Source organism: Candidatus Bathycorpusculum sp., assembly GCF_009778815.1.
Classification (GTDB): Archaea; Thermoproteota; Bathyarchaeia; order Bathyarchaeales; family Bathycorpusculaceae; genus Bathycorpusculum; species Bathycorpusculum hydrogenotrophicum.
On record NZ_WRFL01000019.1, the window covers coordinates 1 to 15,917 of the forward strand.

Annotated in this window: 17 protein-coding genes; 12 read left to right on the plus strand and 5 right to left on the minus strand. The window is 42.8% G+C overall.

What is annotated here, in order from left to right:
• On the minus strand, window positions 1-525 hold a 525-nt coding region (locus FWF39_RS05370; protein ID WP_343382416.1), incomplete at its 3' end, for a hypothetical protein.
• A 756-nt stretch (window positions 526-1,281) separates the two neighbouring features.
• Between FWF39_RS05370 and rnhB the strand changes: the two genes are divergently transcribed.
• The 5 genes from rnhB to FWF39_RS05395 all read left to right on the plus strand — a co-directional run bounded on the left by rnhB (window position 1,282) and on the right by FWF39_RS05395 (window position 7,515).
• Window positions 1,282-1,953: a ribonuclease HII gene (gene rnhB / locus FWF39_RS05375; RefSeq protein WP_343382417.1), complete on the plus strand. Its 672-nt coding sequence runs from the start codon at window positions 1,282-1,284 to the stop codon at window positions 1,951-1,953.
• Window positions 1,954-2,025: 72 nt separating this feature from the next.
• Entirely contained in the window at window positions 2,026-3,780 is a 1,755-nt protein-coding gene (locus FWF39_RS05380; RefSeq protein WP_343382418.1) for a helix-turn-helix domain-containing protein, read from the plus strand.
• A 65-nt stretch (window positions 3,781-3,845) separates the two neighbouring features.
• Complete coding sequence (gene tpiA, locus FWF39_RS05385; protein WP_343382419.1) at window positions 3,846-4,538, plus strand: triose-phosphate isomerase; 693 nt, start codon at window positions 3,846-3,848, stop codon at window positions 4,536-4,538.
• Between the two features lie 5 nt (window positions 4,539-4,543).
• Window positions 4,544-5,425, plus strand: a complete 882-nt coding sequence (locus FWF39_RS05390; RefSeq protein WP_343382420.1) for an ARMT1-like domain-containing protein — start codon at window positions 4,544-4,546, stop codon at window positions 5,423-5,425.
• A complete protein-coding gene (locus tag FWF39_RS05395) occupies window positions 5,425-7,515 on the plus strand; it encodes an amylo-alpha-1,6-glucosidase (RefSeq protein WP_343382421.1) in 2,091 nt (696 codons plus the stop codon). The genes FWF39_RS05390 and FWF39_RS05395 overlap by 1 nt, the downstream gene beginning before the upstream one ends.
• A 153-nt stretch (window positions 7,516-7,668) precedes the next feature.
• Here FWF39_RS05395 and FWF39_RS05400 read toward each other — a convergent pair whose 3' ends face one another.
• Complete coding sequence (locus FWF39_RS05400; RefSeq protein ID WP_343382422.1) at window positions 7,669-7,986, minus strand: hypothetical protein; 318 nt, start codon at window positions 7,984-7,986, stop codon at window positions 7,669-7,671.
• Window positions 7,987-8,023: 37 nt separating this feature from the next.
• Between FWF39_RS05400 and FWF39_RS05405 the strand changes: the two genes are divergently transcribed.
• From FWF39_RS05405 to FWF39_RS05420, 4 genes are all read left to right on the plus strand, one after another.
• Window positions 8,024-8,704, plus strand: coding sequence for a hypothetical protein (locus FWF39_RS05405; RefSeq protein ID WP_343382423.1), 681 nt, complete (start codon window positions 8,024-8,026; stop codon window positions 8,702-8,704).
• A 104-nt stretch (window positions 8,705-8,808) separates the two neighbouring features.
• Complete coding sequence (locus FWF39_RS05410; protein WP_343382424.1) at window positions 8,809-9,552, plus strand: ERCC4 domain-containing protein; 744 nt, start codon at window positions 8,809-8,811, stop codon at window positions 9,550-9,552.
• A 101-nt stretch (window positions 9,553-9,653) separates the two neighbouring features.
• Window positions 9,654-9,890 carry a cytochrome b5 domain-containing protein gene (locus tag FWF39_RS05415; protein WP_343382425.1) on the plus strand — a complete coding sequence of 79 codons (237 nt, stop codon included), beginning with the start codon at window positions 9,654-9,656 and terminating at the stop codon, window positions 9,888-9,890.
• Between the two features lie 327 nt (window positions 9,891-10,217).
• Window positions 10,218-10,604: a carboxypeptidase-like regulatory domain-containing protein gene (locus FWF39_RS05420; RefSeq protein ID WP_343382426.1), complete on the plus strand. Its 387-nt coding sequence runs from the start codon at window positions 10,218-10,220 to the stop codon at window positions 10,602-10,604.
• A 247-nt stretch (window positions 10,605-10,851) separates the two neighbouring features.
• Here the strand turns inward: FWF39_RS05420 and FWF39_RS05425 are convergent, their stop codons facing one another.
• Entirely contained in the window at window positions 10,852-11,025 is a 174-nt protein-coding gene (locus FWF39_RS05425; protein WP_343382427.1) for a hypothetical protein, read from the minus strand.
• Window positions 11,018-11,311 carry a hypothetical protein gene (locus tag FWF39_RS05430; protein WP_343382428.1) on the minus strand — a complete coding sequence of 98 codons (294 nt, stop codon included), beginning with the start codon at window positions 11,309-11,311 and terminating at the stop codon, window positions 11,018-11,020. Before FWF39_RS05430 ends, FWF39_RS05425 begins: the two co-directional genes overlap by 8 nt.
• A 128-nt stretch (window positions 11,312-11,439) precedes the next feature.
• Here FWF39_RS05430 and FWF39_RS05435 point away from each other — a divergent pair, with 128 nt between their 5' ends.
• The 3 genes from FWF39_RS05435 (at window position 11,440) to FWF39_RS05445 (ending at window position 14,074) form a co-directional block, all read left to right on the plus strand.
• Window positions 11,440-11,940, plus strand: a complete 501-nt coding sequence (locus tag FWF39_RS05435; protein ID WP_343382429.1) for a uracil-DNA glycosylase — start codon at window positions 11,440-11,442, stop codon at window positions 11,938-11,940.
• Window positions 11,941-12,043: 103 nt separating this feature from the next.
• Complete coding sequence (locus tag FWF39_RS05440; protein ID WP_343382430.1) at window positions 12,044-12,523, plus strand: hypothetical protein; 480 nt, start codon at window positions 12,044-12,046, stop codon at window positions 12,521-12,523.
• 333 nt (window positions 12,524-12,856) lie between these two features.
• Entirely contained in the window at window positions 12,857-14,074 is a 1,218-nt protein-coding gene (locus FWF39_RS05445; RefSeq protein WP_343382431.1) for a hypothetical protein, read from the plus strand.
• Window positions 14,075-14,557: 483 nt separating this feature from the next.
• Here FWF39_RS05445 and FWF39_RS05450 read toward each other — a convergent pair whose 3' ends face one another.
• Window positions 14,558-15,739 carry a CBS domain-containing protein gene (locus FWF39_RS05450; RefSeq protein WP_343382432.1) on the minus strand — a complete coding sequence of 394 codons (1,182 nt, stop codon included), beginning with the start codon at window positions 15,737-15,739 and terminating at the stop codon, window positions 14,558-14,560.
• Window positions 15,740-15,917 lie beyond the last annotated feature (178 nt).

Here is a 15,917-nt window from a genome sequence, read left to right on the forward strand (position 1 = left end):
ACGCACATCAGAGTCCGTAGCTTCCTTAGCAATATCAGCCAACAAAGCAGGATCTTCTAATTTTTCAACCGCCTCTTCACGCACATCAGAGTCCGTAGCTTCCTTAGCAATATCAGCCAACAATTTCTGGTCGTCTAGCTTTTCAAGTACGGCTACGCATACATCAAATATGGCGTTTTTTGCAATATCGGCTAATAATTTGGGATCTTCTAATTTGTCTACTGCAGCTACGCATACTGGGAGGTATTTGGCATTTATGGCAATATCTGCCAATAATTTAGGAACAGATACTTTTTCTGCTGCGGCTACGCAGACAGGGGGATAATTTTTGCCGTTTATGGCAACATCAGCCAGTAAGGTTTGGTCATCCAACCGTTTAACTGCTTCCATGCATACATCAAAGTATTCGTTGTATTTGGCAAAATCAGCTAACTTGATTAAGTTGGTTTCTTTTTCAACAGCTGCTAATGCTTTGCCTTTTTCGCTACAATCGGCAGGGTTCCAATCTGGGTTGAAATGGCTCATGGCAGGTATAGTGTAAGCATATAAATATAAAGCATTTCTAACGACTCTCTCAGGCCATATTTTAAAAAATAGATAGAACCCACAGGACAGACAACCAGAAACAATGGAAAGGAGTGCCAACGAAGCGCTTCACATACAGAAACAAATTGCCGTTATGTATACTTTGAGTATAGCTATTTGGAACTATTAGAACAAAATCGGTCTTAGGTCAAAAAGTCAAGGGTCGAGTTGTAGACCAACTTAACATTACACCATTTTTAATGATACTTTTATATTTTTTATTACGGTAAAAGATACTATGCGAAAATGGAAATGTATACACCTCGACACTAACGAGCTTGTTAAAATTTCAGAAACTGAACATGAAATGATTGGGGTAGAAAAAACAATTGAGAAGTATGAACAACAAGGATGGATACTCTTCTCTTACAACATGTACCATAATTATACGCTTCATCGGTTACTTTTTTTTAAAGAAATAGTATAATAGTTTAAAATCCCTACCAGAGTTCCAGAGCCATCAAGTAAAGCGGGCTAGCAGAGTAGCCAAACTGTGATTTTTCACAGAAACTAAAATCACCAAAAAAGAAGAAGCAGATGCTAAGTGTTTTGTTGTTCTGCTATGGTGGTGTTCTTGTAGTGTTTTTTGTTGATTGTGGTTGGGGTTTGTTTGGGTTGGGCATGTTTTGTTTTTGTGTGTTTTTTGTAAAGCTTATAGCTTAGAGTGTTGAGCCTGTGAGGTAGGCGGGTAATTGTATGTTGGTTGCGGGGGTTGATGAGGCGGGTCGGGGTTGTGTGATTGGCCCGTTGGTGGTTGCGGGGGTTGTTGTTTTGGAGGAGAATTTGCCGGGTTTGTTAGAGTTGGGGGTTGCTGATTCTAAGATGCTCTCTGCTAAGAGGCGTGAGACGCTCTATCCGGAGATTCTTCGTTTGGTTAAGAGTCATCATGTCATAAAGGTGCCGCCTTATCTTATTGATCGTGCAGTGAATAGTACGCGGGTGCTCTATAAACTCAATCATCTTGAGGCTCACACTATGGCAAAGGTTATTCAAGAGTTGGGGCCGGATAAGGCGTTTGTTGATGCGGCTGATGTGGTGGCGCAACGTTTTGGGAATTATATAAGGGAGTTTTTGGTGATGGCTCAACAACCCATAATTGTTTCAGAGCATAAAGCTGATAGGAATTATGCTGTTGTGGCGGCGGCTTCAATTATTGCAAAGGTTGAGCGTGATTTGGAAATTCAGCGTTTGCAAGAAAAATATGGGGATTTTGGGAGTGGGTATTTGGGTGATGGACGGACGTTGGTGTTTTTGAGGCGCTTGCTTGCTGAGGGGCATGGTGTTTATCCGAGTTGTGTGCGCAAATCCTGGGAGCCGGCTCGTCGGGTACGTGCAGAGTATGGTTCATCTCAAAAGTTGTTGGGTTAACTTTTTTGTAGTTATTGTGTTTTGTTGCATCTTTAACGATACATTTTATAAAGAACTTCAACGTAGATTATTTTGATTATCAATAGTAACAGTAGTTGGATTTTAGATGGCGGTATAGTGTTGAGTGAAAAAGACATAATGCGGTTTTTGCAAGTTTTAGGGTTGTCTAAACGGGAGATTCAGGTGTACATGTTTTTGGCTAAGAGTGGTGTGCAGTCCACTAGTTTTGTTGCCAAGCGGCTCAAGATGGAGCGTGTGCAGGCTTACCGTACGTTTAAAAAACTCCAAGAAAAAGGCTTCATCGAAGCCACCCTTGAGCGTCCAACACGTTTTACCATTGTTGGGTTCTCGGTATTGGTTGATAACTATATCACCGCTAAAAAAACAGAGGTGACTAATCTTAGTGAGCAGAAGCAGAGTTTGTTAACTGCTTGGCAGGCTATTAGTGCGCCTGAGTCGGAGTATCCGGTGGCGAAATTTTCAATTATTACGGGTAAGAAAAAGATTCATTCCAAGATGTTAAATATGATTGAGGAGGCCAAATCGGAGGTTATTGTGCTAACCACTGCTTTGGGGTTGATTCAGGAAGATATTGCGGGGATTTTTGATGGGGCGGTTGAGCCGTCTCAGAGTCGCGGGGTGCAGGTTCAGATTTTAACTGATGTGTCTTTGGAGAACTATAAAGTGGTTGAGCGTCTTGAGCGCAGCATATTGGAGGATAAATTGGGTATAAAGCTACGACATGTGACTATGAATTCCAAGTTTTTTCCACGGTTTCTAATCAAAGATGAAGAAGAAGCCATACTCTATGCGCCGTTTGGAAATGAAGCCTCAGTTCTAAATCTGGAAGATGAAGGACTATGGATCAACGATAAAATGTTTATCTCAGTTCTCAAAGCATTTTTTGTGCAGATGTGGCAAAGCGCAGTGGACGCCACAAAACGCATTGAGGAGCTAAAAAGCGGAGTACCGCTGGGCGAGACCATAGTTATAAAAGATCCAGCCGAAGCCGAGCACAAAGTGGTTAGAGTCTTAGAGGATGCCCAAAAAGAAATTGTAGTCATTACTTCCTCACAGAGCATCAATCGCTTAGCGGAGGATGATCCGCTTATCAAATATTTTAAATCGGATCTAAAGATTCGCTTGATGGCCTCCATTGATCTGGATAATTTGGAACCCGCCCAAAAATTGGCTACGCACTATGAAGTTAAACATGTGCCGATAAGTTATCTGACTATGATGCTTATTGATAAAAAGCATCTGTTTATGTTTAAAAATCCACCACTTAGTGATGTGGGAGTGGAGTCTGCATTTTATTTAGCTGATACGTTCTATTCAAGTGATCGTGAACAAGTTGAGCGGGTCAGTGAAATGCTAGATGATATCTGGAAACGCGGCATAGACATCACAGAAATCACCCGACAAGCCGGAACAAAACTACCCACCATAGAGATAGAGAAAACAAAAACAACCGCCTATGCCGTAGAACAAATGCTAAAAAACAATACAACCTCCATACTTATAACCGAACACCAAAAACACCTAGGCGTCATAAACGACCGCGATATTCTAAGAGAAATAATAGAAGAACACAAAAACCCCCAAACCACCCCCGCCGGAGAACTAAAATTCACCCCCATTATTCTCCTAGAGGCAGATCAATCAATGATTTATGCCATGCAACTTATGGCAAAACAAGGCATCCAACGAGCCGCCATAGTCAAAGACAACCAACTAATCGGCATGCTAACCCAACAACAACCACCACAATCACAGCAACCACCACAACCACCATCATCTTCGCCTAAAAAGCAACCGAATAAATAATGCGGGTTGGTTTAGAAGAAAGTGTTATTATTAGCAAAAAAGTTTTAGCTAAAGTGAGGAATAGCATGAATCTGCAATCGCCCCTGATCATCATAAATTTTAAAACCTATTTGGAATCCACGGGTAAACGGGCCTTAGAGTTGGCATCTCAGGCAGAGAGAGCCGCAAAAGAAACAGGTGTAGGTATGGTTGTGGTGCCACAGGCCATAGACATAGCCAAAATCGCCCAAGCGGTAGAGATTCCCGTGTTTGCCCAGCACAGCGATCCCATCAAACCAGGCAATTCAACCGGACATATGCTTATTGAGGCCCTAAAGGAGGCTGGAGCTACGGGGACGCTTATCAATCATTCCGAGCGTCAACTCCGCCTCATTGATATTGAGGCAACCATTGCGCTTTGTCGGGAACAAAATTTTATTTCGTGTGTTTGTGCCAACAATCCCTTGGTAAGCGCTGCGACAGCGGCTCTAAATCCCGATATAACCTCCATGGAGCCCCCTGAACTTATTGGGACAGGGATTAGTGTCTCAAAAGCCAAACCCGAAATCATAACTGATACCTCTAGACTAGTCAAACAAGTTAATCCCAAGATGCCCCTGCTCTGCGGCGCAGGCATAAGCACCGCAGAAGACGTATCTAGTGCTTTGAGGTTGGGTACTCAGGGAGTTTTGGTTGCAAGCGGTATAGTAAAGGCCAAAGATCCCTATGGTGTGCTTGTGGCATTTGCTGAAGCAATAAATAATGCCAAGTCGGCGTGAATCTGATGAAGGTTGAGCCGGAATGTGTTTCTTGCCTGCTTTCTAGGGCGCAAATTCAGGTTTATCAAGCCACCACCAACCCTGCTCTGCGCTTTCGATGCTTAGATGAAATTGTCAAATTACTCAACCGAGAGTTCAAACCGACCGCAAATGCGGCAGAAATCAGCACTAAACGTGACCGTATCATCCGTAAACTCACCAGCTGCGAAGACCCCTACAAACTTGTAAAGAAGCGGGCTAATGAAAAAGCACTCAAAATGTTGCCCCGGGCCAAAAAATATGTCGAGTCAGGATATAATCAGCAGGAGCGCTTCAAAAAAGCTTGTTTATGTGCTATTGTGGGAAATATCATGGAATTTGACATACCCGGACATAAATTTACCCTTGAGAGTTTAGCAGGACAACTAAGAGAAGCATCCAAAGATTTAGTCATAGATGATATTGATAAGGCCTATGAGTTAACAAAAAAAGCGCAGGAAGTTTTGTTTTTGGCAGATAATGCAGGTGAGATCGTGTTTGATACGTTACTTGTTGAGCAACTCAAAAACATGGGATTAAAAGTTATCTATGGAGTGAAGGGTTCACCTGTTATGAATGATGCCACCCTAGAAGACGCCGAAATCAGCAACATTGATAAATTGGCTGATGAGGTCATAACCACGGGTTGTGATGCGGTGGGGTTACAAAGATCTGAGGCCTCTGCCGAGTTTCTCAAAGTCTATGATAGTGCAGAATTGGTATTTGCCAAGGGCATGGGATATGCCGAAACCCTAACCGAGTACAAACTCACCAAACCCCATTTACTGCTGTTTCGTACTAAGTGTGTGCCTGTTGCAAACTATTTTTGTGTTCCAAGAGACAAAAACATTGCAAAGCTGATGATGTAATGAAGTTACCAGCCATAACTTTTCAAAAAGACCGTCTTGCAGGATTTGAGGAAGTTATTGAAAAAGAATGGCTCATAACCAACGGATTAGGTAGCTACGCTGCCACAACAGTACCAGGGATTAACACCCGCAAATACCACGGCCTACTAGTGGCAGCACTCAATCCACCCGGAGACCGCACAATATGTCTTGCCAAACTCGATGAAGACATACTACTCACAGCCAACAACAATAACAATAACAATACCACCTATAGGCTGGGTTCCAATCAATTTCATGATCTGATTTTTCCTGACGGTTACAAATACATTAAACAGTTCACGCTCAATCCCTATCCTAGTTACCTCTATGGGGTAGGCGCTGTTGAAGTTGTGAAGACGATTTTTTTGCCTCAGCTCAAAAATGCTGTTGCCATAACCTATAATATAAAAAATCAGGGTGATACGGCGCTAAAGATGCGGCTCTACCCGCTACTGAGCTGTCGTTATTATCATAATGTTGTTGATCGGTTTCGGGTGCCTCTAAATTTTAGTCAAGAGAGCTGTAGTGATAAAGAGTTTCTGGTTAGTTTTATGCGTCCGGAGGCAACTGTTGGGTGTCGTATAACTGAGGGTGTTTTTGTTGAGGGGCTTAATTGGGTTGAGCGTCTGTATTATCGTGATGAGGCGCTTCGGGGTGAGGCGGATTTGGATGATCTTTTTCAGCCGGGTTATTTTGAGTTGCAAGTGCCTGCTAAGGCTGAGAAAGAGTTTGCAGTCACATGTGCCGCCAGCCAGAAAGAAAAAACTGCAGTGGAAACATTAGACGCTATTGGTGCCACCTATCAAGAAATAAAGCATAGCTTTACGGTGGAATTAAATAACAAGGCGGCTCTGCTTGCAGATTTCTATCGGATACATCCCGAGGTGGTGCAGAGTGAGTGGTTAAATATGATGTTGCTTGCCGCTGACGCATTTATTGTTCAAAACCACGCTGGACAAAAATCTGTTATTGCGGGTTATTATTGGTTTGAGCCGTGGGGTCGAGACAGCTTTATCTCTTTAGCGGGATTGATGCTGATTACGGGCCGGTTTGCTGAGGCCAAAGATACTCTGTGGAATTTTATGCGTTACTTTAAAGATGGGTTGATTCCCAACTTTGTTGCGGATAAAACAGGAGTCCCCATCTACAACACCGTTGATGGTACACTTTGGTATGTTAATGCGGTGCATCAGTACCTCAAATATACCCAAGACTACAACTTTGTTAAAACGGAATTGTGGGAGAATCTCAAGGGGGTAGTTGTGCATCATCAAAAGGGTACTCTCTTTGGAATTCAACTCGATAAAGATGGATTGCTTATGCATGGTCCGCGTCTTACTTGGATGGATGCAGTAGTAGAGGGCGATATGATTACGCCGCGGGCAGGCAAGGCAGTGGAAATTCAGGCGCTGTGGTATAATACACTCAAAATCATGGAACATCTAGCCGAAAAATTTGAAGAACCAGCCTTAGCCAAACAATATGCAAACATGTCGGAGCATACCAAGAGGAGTTTTAATGAGAAATACTGGAATGCTAAACAGGGGTGTCTCTATGATGTGCTTGAATCAAACGGTGTTGATGATGCCTCCATACGGCCCAATCAGATTTTTGCTGTTTCTCTTGATTATTCGATGTTAAATAAAGAAACCAGCCATCGAATCGTCGATGTAGTTAACAAAGAACACGTAACACCTCATGGACTGCGCACCCTATCAGTTGAGGACCCTAAGTTTTTAGATAAATGCGCAGGTGATCGGCGCAGTCGAGATTCCGCCTATCACAATGGCACCATTTGGCCCTGGCTATTGGGTCCATACATAACAGCCTATCTCAAAGTCAACAACTACTCCAGCCAAGCACGAAAACAAACCCTAGATACGCTCATCACACCACTATTCACAGAGGACATCTATCAAAATAGTCTAGGAACCATAAATGAAATCTATGACTGCAAACCTCCAAACACACCCAGAGGTTGCATCGCGCAAGCATGGAGCATAGCCGAACCCCTAAGAGCATACATAGAAGACATACTCCAAATCAAACCAACCAACCAACAACAATAACAACAAAATAACCCCACCAAGCAAACCTCAAACAGCTAAAACTAACAGGAAGCCGAGGAGTTTTTGAAGTTAGAGGAAACGCAGAAATCGCAGTTTGGTGTGCAGTAATTTGCAAAACTTTAAATGGCTACATTAGAATAGCACAAGGGGTTATCAAATGGTATCCTCTATGTCTAAGGTTAAACTGTCAGGTTTACTTGTTGTAATGGTTCTTTTGGCATCACTTTGTTTGTTTTGGGGTTCCTCGGCAACGCCTGAAATAAACACCACTACCACCATGACAACAAAACAAACCGATATCACAACAACAGCATCTATGTTGTCGATTAGTCCTCTCCAGGCTGAAACAGATGCAACGCCGACTCCAACCCCAACTCCCACGCCTACGCCATCGCCTACTCCTGAGCCAACCGTAACCCCGACCCCGCCGCCTAGACCCGAACCTACTACTAAACCGAATTTAGAGCTCACATCCAAAAGTGCCTCTGCATCTAATCTAAGAGTTGAGGTGAGCGGTAGATTAAGCTACAATAATAGCGCCATCCCCAGTGCCAAAGTGTTCCTTAAAAGTAGCATCGATAATGGAAACACTTGGGAAGATTTCGCATTAGAACAAACCCGAGCCGATGGCAGTTTTAATATGATTTGGATCCCCAAAACCACAGGCAACTATTTACTTTGCGCCTACTGGGAAGGAAACAACACCCTGCGATGGATGAACACCACCCAAAGCCTCGCACTAACAACCGATTCCTCAGGCAAAGTCTCCTCAGCATCCTCAAACGCAACCATAACAGACCTAAAATATGATTCCGCAACCCAAACACTAAGTTTTAACACAAACACAACCCAAACCTCCACACCCATTACCATCACCATACCCAAAACACTTATCGACGATACCCAAACACTCCAAATAAAAATAGACGGAAAAACCACCACAACCTTTACCAGCAAAGCCCAAGATGACCTCTGGATCATAACCTGCCAAGCCGATCAAGGCAAACAAAGCATCACCATAAAAATACCCCAGCAATCAATTATGAGTCCAAACACAACACCTTGGCTATACATAGCCATAGTCATCATAGCCCTAATCATTATTGTAGCCATAGTTACAACCATCCGCCGCAGACGCAAAACTGCCGCAACCGTAGCCGCCATCCTAAAAGAAACCCGCCAAACATAAAACCACAACCACAACAATAGATCAATCATTATTCTTTTTTTATCCTTTAGGCACTACCTATAAGATAGATTGTTGCTACCCATGTGTAGCCATAGGTGAGAGGCATGTCTAAAGAGCAAACCCTGCTTCCATTCGTTAAAGAAAAAAACAAAGACGGCGAACCTACAATCATAATGGATAGCCGCGAAGCGTCCAGTGCCAAAAAAATCGCCACTGGCTTAATTGAGAAAGGCGCCCAAGTCAAAACCGAGATGCTAGAAAAAGGCGACTATATTCTAAGTGATCAATGTGCAGTGGAACGCAAAACCGTCAGCGACTTTGTCTACACCCTCACCCGACGCTTCCTCTTTGAACAACTCTACCGCCTAAGAGACGTCTACCCAAAATCCTTCATCATCCTAGAAGGCTATATGCCCATCATCTACAAATACAGCAACATCCAACCCCAAGCTATCTGGGGAGCCATGTTCAACCTCGCCAAAAACGGCATCGCCATAGTCAACACCGCAAGCCAAAAAGAAACCATAGACTTTCTCTACACCGCCGCACGCCAAGAACAAATCATAGAAAAACGCAACGCCATAGTCCACGCATTCAAAAAATGCGACACCCTCTCAGACGCACAAATATACTTCATCGCCAGCCTACCCAGCATCGGACGAGAAAAAGCCACCGCCCTCCTAGAAGCATACCAAACCCCAATAAACGCACTCATAAACATAGACGACTGGGAAAAAACCGTACACGGACTAGGCCCAACCATAACAAACCGCGTCAAAGACCTACTAAACACACCCCACCAAAACAAAAAAGAAACCGAAGAAGGCCAAAACCCACAAACACCCTAAACCGAAGCATTTTTCAGAAAATTGAGGCAACCTCGGCCTAGCAAGAGGATCCCTAAACCTTTAAAGCCACTCGCATTCAATATTTATTACAGGTGTATTTTTTGTCACAAAAAAAAGTAACCCGTCAAGAACTTGAAGCTAACAACGGCAAAGACGGTAAACCCGCCTGGATAGCCTATCAAGGCAAAGTCTATGATGTATCTGAGAGCAGTTTCTGGAGTGACGGCGAACATATGGGCATGCACAATGCCGGCAAAGACTTAACAGAAGACCTCGACATGGCACCCCACCAAGACGAAAACTTTAACAAACTCAAACTCATCGGCGAATTAAGCTAACTATTAACCAACTAAAACAGACAACAACAAACACTATCGACGCTACGCAACTCATCCAAACATTTTTTATTTTTCCAACCGCTAAAGCCTCATTGGACAATATTGAAAACAGAAATGTTCTCGCCATACGGTATGTTGATAAGTAAAAAGGTTTGCAATGAACTAGTGTGATGACTTTGATCACGCTGAGACACTTATGGATAGTTGATCTATAACAAATTAGTCAACAACGAATTGGTAAACAATGAAGAGGTACAGCGTGATACTGTGACTAATGAATATTTGCGAGTTTGATCTGGTTATTAAATGTGATGACATTGTTAGTCTATGAGCGCAAAATACATACTGGAGCTGACAATGCGAACTTTTAACAATCTCGAGCCGGGTACATATACGGTAACTATCAGCGGATGGTATTGTACCTATACTGAAACGGTAGTTGTTGTGGCCGGTGAAAATGCTAAAGTTGACTTTGAAACCGTAACCCTAACTGGTGTTGTGGACGATGAAGAGGAGTTTCTCCCTGTAAAGTATCTTGAAGATATCAAACTTGAGAAGGAATATCTTAAGGATATTGTCATCTTTAAACGATATCTTCCAAACAGTTACCTTGAGAAGGAATACCTTGACATCAAAAACTTAGACCCCAAATATCTTGGATCTGATGATCCTGATAGCGTCGAGTATGGTGTGTATACTACAGCTCGACCTTAAACAGCACCTGCGTTAGAACGGGTTTAAGTTAGAGAGGCTATCACCTCTCTTAGTTCCCTTAGTGACGACGTTTAGCTGTCTTTCCTTTTTATTTTTTTGTTTTACCTATGTTTTGCATTTTTCCGTTATTTCGTGTTAATCAGCCTCAGTAAGTCTTGGTGGGGTTGGGGTTTTTTGGGTTTCTTGTAGGATAAGTTGTTTTACTTGGTTTACTACGTTTTTTGGGTCCATTAGGGTTCAGTGTTTTTTAGCAGGTTGCTTTGTCGTTGTTTTTTTCTGTGTTGTTTCGTCTCAGTAGTTCGGGGAGTTGTGTGGAAGCTTTTGAGAGGGTATCTTTAAAGACTTCCATTAATTCATCGTTAACTTCAAGATCGACAGTTACTCGCAGGTATCCTTTCTTTTCATACATCCGTTCAGTCATAATGCCACCTCCTAAAGATGCTTAGTTGGGTGGGTAGGAGGTTAACTGCAAGATGGGCTGCTTGGATGTTGGTTAGGTCCAGCTGGAGTTCTATTTGGTAGTGGTATCTGCCTAGTCGTTTGGTATGGGTTTTGTAGTTGTTGACTATGCCGCTTTCTTTGTAGCGGTGCAGTCTTTGGTTTATGAATATGGTTAGGATTGTGGGTGCTAGGGGTTCGAAGGTGAAGGCTATTTTGATTAGGACTTTGGCTGTGCTTTGGGAGAGTGATTCTAAAATGGGTCTCAATCAGCTATTCGTCCTTAAAAGTTTAGCAGTCGTTTCTGTTGCTTGCAGATAAGAGCTTGAATAAGAGTAGGCTGTAGGTTTTTTTAAGTCTGTGTGATTGTATATACCCAACAACAAGTGGCGTTTATATGATGGATGATCTTTACAGACGGGTTTGTGGTTGTAGGCGTTGTCAGCTTTGGGAGGGTACAAAGCATGCAGTTCTTGGTGAGGGTCCTTTTGATGCTAAGGTTATGGTGGTGGGGCAGAATCCGGGTGCTGAGGAGGATGAGTCGGGTCGGCCGTTTGTAGGCCGGGCGGGTAAATATCTCAGTAAAACGTTTGCTGAATTTGGTATTTGTCGAGAGTTACTTTTTATTACCAATATCGTTAAGCATACTTCGCCTAAAAATCGTAAACCGTCTCCCGCTGAAGTTGCGGCCTGTCTGCCTTATTTGCAGGAGCAGATCTGTTTGATTCAGCCTAAAATTATTGTACTTTTGGGAGCTTCAGCTAAAGAGACACCGCGAGTTGAGGGGATTAAATATTTTGAGGTTGTGCATCCCTCAGCTGCGATGCGTTTTACCAAGATGCGTGAAAAATTCAGAATGCAGATTGCAGAACTTGCAGAACAAATCAAACAAACCTAACAACAATAATCAGCTAAGGTTTTAGCAGATATTTGTGGTTTTGATGTTTTGTAGCTTGTGAATGTTTTTTAGTTTGTTTAACGTATAATGTTTGGTAATAGTTATGTTAAGAGCATCAGCTATGTTTCGAGTAGCATTTCTTTCAGTTTTTGTAGTTGTTTTGATGTTTTCTTTTGTTGGCGTAGCCAATACAGCTACCCCTGCTAAGGATGAGGGTCTATTAGTAGTTAATTCAAGTACAAATAATAGTGACTCGCCTTCATATTTTGGTGAGGGTGTGCGTGTAACAGTTTCAGCAGTCAAAAAAGATGATGGTATGCTCTATAATTGTAGTTGGAAGGTTGAACGATGGTCTGGATCAGATGTATTTGAGGGATGGCCTAGATCAGCAGAAGTCGACGGTAGCCTATGCATTACTCTATGGGCTGATGAATATGAAATGTTTGGTACGGTAACTGAAAATGTGTTTTACGGGTTTTCCTCTGGCCCCTTTACCAGTATAGGTGCTTCTGCAGGCAGCGGTTTCTATAGCTCAGATCTAGGGTGCACTAGCTGCAACACGGGCAAAGCACAACTACCCTAAAGATAAACACAAACAACACCCCACTTTATTTTAGGTATTATATATGGACAGGGTTGTTTGTTGTGTTCTCTGTGCGTTTTATTGTTATTGTTTGATGGAATCCAGTATTGCCTAATCTGTTATTTGTAACATCGGCAGGTTTTATCGTTAATTACATACAAGGTTATTTTTTTCTGGTTTATCTTGTGGTTTGTTTAGTTGGGGGTTTTGTGCGAAGGCTTTTTAACGATTAGGGGCATTTATTTGTAGATAAGATACAGGAGATTGGGGTATCTGGGCTGTTTGGGTGTTGAGAGTTTTTGCAGTGATGCATGGTTTAGGTGGGGTTATTTTGTGTCTAGATTCAAGGTGGGGTCGTCTGATTTTTTGGCGTCAGCGGGGCGGCATTTGGGTAAGGCTTTGGGTCTTTTTTTAATTGTTGTCATAGGGGTTTCGGGTGCAGTTGTTGTTTATAGTTTTCAGCAACAGCAAAGTGCTCAAGAACAAGGTGTTGATGAGTTTTATTTTGGGGTTTCTTTTGGGGGTCAGACGCCTGAGGAGGCCAAGGTTTTGGTTGATAAGGTGAAGGATTATACTAATGTTTTTTTGATTAATTCGTATGATTTGTCGGTTAATGAGAGTGCGCTTAGTGAGGTTTGTGATTATGTGGCTCAATCGGGGTTAAAGTTTACGGTGTATTTTGAGTTTGTTTCTCGGGTTACTTATCCGTGGCATCAAACTTGGCTGGATAGTGCTCCTGTTCGTTGGGGGGATAGTTTTTTGGGGGTTTATTTCTATGATGAACCCGGAGGCAAACAACTCGATACCAAGCAAATGTTTAGTGAAGCGTCTAGTTATTGTGAGGCGGCAGATTTTTTTGTGCAAACCATCAGCCAAACCAATAGTATGATAGATCTTAAAAACCGCTCAATCCCCGTGTTTACTTCGGATTATGTTCTTTATTGGTGGGATTATCTTGCTGGGTATGATGTGGTGTATGCAGAGTTGGGCTGGGAGCTTGACTCCAGACAGCAGATTGCGCTCTGCCGCGGAGCCGCAACCACACAAAACAAAACCTGGGGCGCCATAATCGTTTGGAGCTACTATGAACCACCCTACATGGCCAGCGCCCAAGAAATCTACCAAGAGATGCTGTTGGCATATGAGGCTGGAGCAAAATATGTAACGGTCTTTAACTACCCAACCTACCCCGAAGATAACCCCTACGGCGTACTCTCAGAAGACCACTTTATAGCCATGGAAAACTTTTGGAACCATACCAAAACAAACCCAAGACCAAACCCAACAACAGCAGCCAAGCAGGCTCAAGTGGTGCTGGTTTTGCCTCCCGATTATGGCTGGGGCATACGGCGCAACAAACACTTAGCACAAGACAACATCTGGGGTCTTTGGCCCGAAGACGAAAAAGCACCCCCTATCCTAGAGAACCTATACGAACTCATAGATCGGTATGGGTTAGATTTAGATATAGTCTTTGATGATCCAGCATTTGATTTCAACAACATCTACCACCAAGTGTACTACTGGAACCAAACAAAACCCAACCCATAAACAGGGCTAAATCAGCCGAAGAGTCAAAATCAATTTTTGAGTTTATGGAAAAAATAAGAGAGGCTAATGCCTCTAGAGAGTTTGTTGTCTATTTTTGACGACTGTTTTGTTGTTATGACAGAATCTTTCTCGATGTCAAGCAGATGCCTTACGATGGTTTTGGAGGCGGTGTCTGTGTATTTGCAAAGTATCCCTTAGCAGCAATTCCAAGTTAACTACAAAAAACCCCACCCCAAAACAACTCACACTACAAATCTACACAAAAACATAAAAACACAAAACAACAACCACACACGACTTAAAAAGCACAAAACAAACCCCAAATCAACACAAAAACCAACTAACCCAACATAACAACTAACAAACTCAGTACAACAAGTATGAAAGGTTATGAAAATAAAATCTAAAGGGCACAACAGGCAAAAGCTTCCCAGCTATGAAACGACCCGAAATCTGCCCAGAGATTATAAAATAAGGGAAGAGTTATTGCTCTTCTGAGGGCAATCCTATTTTGCGCAGGTAATCGCGTGCAAAGCGCGGGTTGTAAGATAAGAGTTCTTTGCTTCGTAGCAGGCGTCGTTCGAGTCGGTCGAGTGCAACTTTGAAAGTGGGTTCTGCACCCCAGCCCTCACCAGCAGCAACAAAACTACCCTTGGTTGTTCGAAATTGCAGACGGCAATGAACCATAGGGGTGTCGCGTGTGTTGGTACCACGATGGGTTTTCATGTAGACAAATAGTGAACCCCGCTCAAAAGCTCCTTGAAAACGGCGGGCAAACGAATCAAATTCAGCCATCATAAATTGCTGCTGCTCAGGATTAATTTCTAGATCTTTGGTACTAAACTGAAGCGTTAGACGATGCTCAGCTGTCTCCATTTGACTTATAGGCTCTAAGAAATCAAGTTTAGTAACAACCCCAGTTAGTCGCTCAGCATCAACTATACAAAGACAAGATATGTCATGATAGTGCATCAAAGCCTCACAATCATGAAGAGATTTTTTGGGATCAACAATTATGACGGGCTGTCGCATGATAGCTTTAGCGGCAATGCCCAAAGTGGCTATGCGGTCACCTGCAAAGTCAGTGTTTCCCATGCGCTTAGGGGGGAAGTAGAGACTTTCAAAGATGTCTTGTATGCTGATCATACCTGCAAGACGACCGCGTTCTAGGACGGGAACATGAGATATGCCGTATTCGCGCATCAAACCCAAAACAGCGCCAACACTGCGATTTGTTTCAACGGTGTGGGGTGCGCGGGTCATAACGGTTTCGACATGTGCATTGCCCCAGGGAGCTTCAGCAAAAGCGTGAATTACGTTTTCATCAGTGACAAAGCCAATTATTTTGTTTTTTTCAAGCACCGGAAGTTGACGTACACCGCTGCCAATCATTAGTTTTGCTACACGACTCAACGAGTCATCTAAACTAATTTTGGAGGCACCGGTCATTATATTTTTGACTTTGAGTCGGGTTAAGTCTAGGCGGCTGCGTATAACGGCGCGACGGCTCACCATCCCTGCATAGTTGCCTTTGTCATCTAAAACGGCCAGGACAGGAGGCATGTCTTTTTTGAAACCCTCTAAGCATTTTGATGCGCTATCGTTTTCGAAAACTGCGTTAAATTTCTCTGAGTAGATATCCTTAACAGTAACGGATACTGCCATTGAGAATCACAGCAAAACTAAGGTACAAGTTGAATTTAAAGGTTGTAAATCCACACATACAAATCCATCGTGACAAGTCAAGAGATAATATTTGATACAATGTTGCAAAGAGAGAGTTGAATAACCGAAGCATTTGAGAGACGTTTAACAGTTTTTGGATTTAATCATCACTAATTTA